The sequence below is a fragment of the Serratia sp. 4542 genome, from assembly GCF_016805595.1.
In the GTDB taxonomy this organism is placed as follows: domain Bacteria; phylum Pseudomonadota; class Gammaproteobacteria; order Enterobacterales; family Enterobacteriaceae; genus Serratia; species Serratia nevei.
This window is the reverse complement of the sequence record NZ_RXKV01000014.1, coordinates 1-2,950: the sequence shown is the minus strand read 5'-3', so window position 1 is coordinate 2,950 and position 2,950 is coordinate 1. Positions and strand designations below refer to the sequence as shown.

1 rRNA gene is annotated in these 2,950 nt (G+C 52.6%); it reads left to right on the top strand.

The annotated features are described in order from the left end of the window. Positions 1-149: 149 nt before the first annotated feature. Positions 150-2,950: ribosomal RNA gene (locus tag EKL15_RS21350) — 23S ribosomal RNA — on the top strand; the annotation flags it as partial.

Here is a 2,950-nt window from a genome sequence, read left to right as displayed (position 1 = left end):
TTGCTCTTTAACAATCTGGAACAAGCTGAAAATTGAAACATGACGGCTGAAATTTATCCCTCCGTAGATGTACTGGGATAAAGAGTAACCTGTCATAGAGTCTCTCAAATGTTTGCAGCGCGAACGATGGAAACATCTTCGGGTTGTGAGGTTAAGTGACTAAGCGTACACGGTGGATGCCTAGGCAGTCAGAGGCGATGAAGGGCGTGCTAATCTGCGAAAAGCGTCGGTAAGGTGATATGAACCGTTACAACCGGCGATACCCGAATGGGGAAACCCAGTGTGTTTCGACACACTATCATGTCATGAATACATAGTGGCATGAGGCGAACCGGGGGAACTGAAACATCTAAGTACCCCGAGGAAAAGAAATCAACCGAGATTCCCCCAGTAGCGGCGAGCGAACGGGGAGGAGCCCAGAACCTGAATCGGCTTGTGTGTTAGTGGAAGCGTCTGGAAAGTCGCGCAGCAAAGGGTGATAGCCCCGTACACTAAAATACACAGGTCGTGAGTTCGATGAGTAGGGCGGGACACGTGACATCCTGTCTGAATATGGGGGGACCATCCTCCAAGGCTAAATACTCCTGACTGACCGATAGTGAACCAGTACCGTGAGGGAAAGGCGAAAAGAACCCCGGCGAGGGGAGTGAAATAGAACCTGAAACCGTGTACGTACAAGCAGTGGGAGCACCTTCGTGGTGTGACTGCGTACCTTTTGTATAATGGGTCAGCGACTTATATTTTGTAGCAAGGTTAACCGTATAGGGGAGCCGTAGGGAAACCGAGTCTTAACTGGGCGATTAGTTGCAAGGTATAGACCCGAAACCCGGTGATCTAGCCATGGGCAGGTTGAAGGTTGGGTAACACTAACTGGAGGACCGAACCGACTAATGTTGAAAAATTAGCGGATGACTTGTGGCTGGGGGTGAAAGGCCAATCAAACCGGGAGATAGCTGGTTCTCCCCGAAAGCTATTTAGGTAGCGCCTCGTGAACTCATCTTCGGGGGTAGAGCACTGTTTCGGCTAGGGGGCCATCCCGGCTTACCAAACCGATGCAAACTCCGAATACCGAAGAATGTTATCACGGGAGACACACGGCGGGTGCTAACGTCCGTCGTGAAGAGGGAAACAACCCAGACCGCCAGCTAAGGTCCCAAAGTCATGGTTAAGTGGGAAACGATGTGGGAAGGCATAGACAGCCAGGATGTTGGCTTAGAAGCAGCCATCATTTAAAGAAAGCGTAATAGCTCACTGGTCGAGTCGGCCTGCGCGGAAGATGTAACGGGGCTAAACCATGCACCGAAGCTGCGGCAGCGACGCTTAGGCGTTGTTGGGTAGGGGAGCGTTCTGTAAGCCGTTGAAGGTGGCCTGTGAGGGTTGCTGGAGGTATCAGAAGTGCGAATGCTGACATAAGTAACGATAAAGCGGGTGAAAAGCCCGCTCGCCGGAAGACCAAGGGTTCCTGTCCAACGTTAATCGGGGCAGGGTGAGTCGACCCCTAAGGCGAGGCTGAAAAGCGTAGTCGATGGGAAACAGGTTAATATTCCTGTACTTGGTGTTACTGCGAAGGGGGGACGGAGAAGGCTAGGCTAGCCGGGCGACGGTTGTCCCGGTTTAAGCGTGTAGGGGGTGTGACCTGGTAAATCCGGTTACATACTAACCCTGAGGCGTGATGACGATGCACTACGGTGCAGAAGTAGTTGATGCCCTGCTTCCAGGAAAAGCCTCTAAGCTCTAGGTAACATTGAATCGTACCCCAAACCGACACAGGTGGTCAGGTAGAGAATACCAAGGCGCTTGAGAGAACTCGGGTGAAGGAACTAGGCAAAATGGTGCCGTAACTTCGGGAGAAGGCACGCTGGCATGTAGGTGAAGTCCCTTGCGGATGGAGCTGAAGCCAGTCGAAGATACCAGCTGGCTGCAACTGTTTAATAAAAACACAGCACTGTGCAAACACGAAAGTGGACGTATACGGTGTGACGCCTGCCCGGTGCTGGAAGGTTAATTGATGGGGTCAGCCGCAAGGCGAAGCTCTTGATCGAAGCCCCAGTAAACGGCGGCCGTAACTATAACGGTCCTAAGGTAGCGAAATTCCTTGTCGGGTAAGTTCCGACCTGCACGAATGGCGTAATGATGGCCAGGCTGTCTCCACCCGAGACTCAGTGAAATTGAACTCGCTGTGAAGATGCAGTGTACCCGCGGCAAGACGGAAAGACCCCGTGAACCTTTACTATAGCTTGACACTGAACATTGAGCCTTGATGTGTAGGATAGGTGGGAGGCTTTGAAGCGTGGACGCCAGTCTGCGTGGAGCCATCCTTGAAATACCACCCTTTAATGTTTGATGTTCTAACTCGGCCCCGTGATCCGGGGTGAGGACAGTGTCTGGTGGGTAGTTTGACTGGGGCGGTCTCCTCCCAAAGAGTAACGGAGGAGCACGAAGGTTAGCTAATCACGGTCGGACATCGTGAGGTTAGTGCAAAGGCATAAGCTAGCTTGACTGCGAGAGTGACGGCTCGAGCAGGTACGAAAGTAGGTCTTAGTGATCCGGTGGTTCTGAATGGAAGGGCCATCGCTCAACGGATAAAAGGTACTCCGGGGATAACAGGCTGATACCGCCCAAGAGTTCATATCGACGGCGGTGTTTGGCACCTCGATGTCGGCTCATCACATCCTGGGGCTGAAGTAGGTCCCAAGGGTATGGCTGTTCGCCATTTAAAGTGGTACGCGAGCTGGGTTTAGAACGTCGTGAGACAGTTCGGTCCCTATCTGCCGTGGGCGTTGGAAGATTGAGAGGGGTTGCTCCTAGTACGAGAGGACCGGAGTGAACGCACCACTGGTGTTCGGGTTGTCATGCCAATGGCATTGCCCGGTAGCTAAGTGCGGAAAAGATAAGCGCTGAAAGCATCTAAGCGCGAAACTTGCCTCAAGATGAGTCTTCCCTGGGCCTT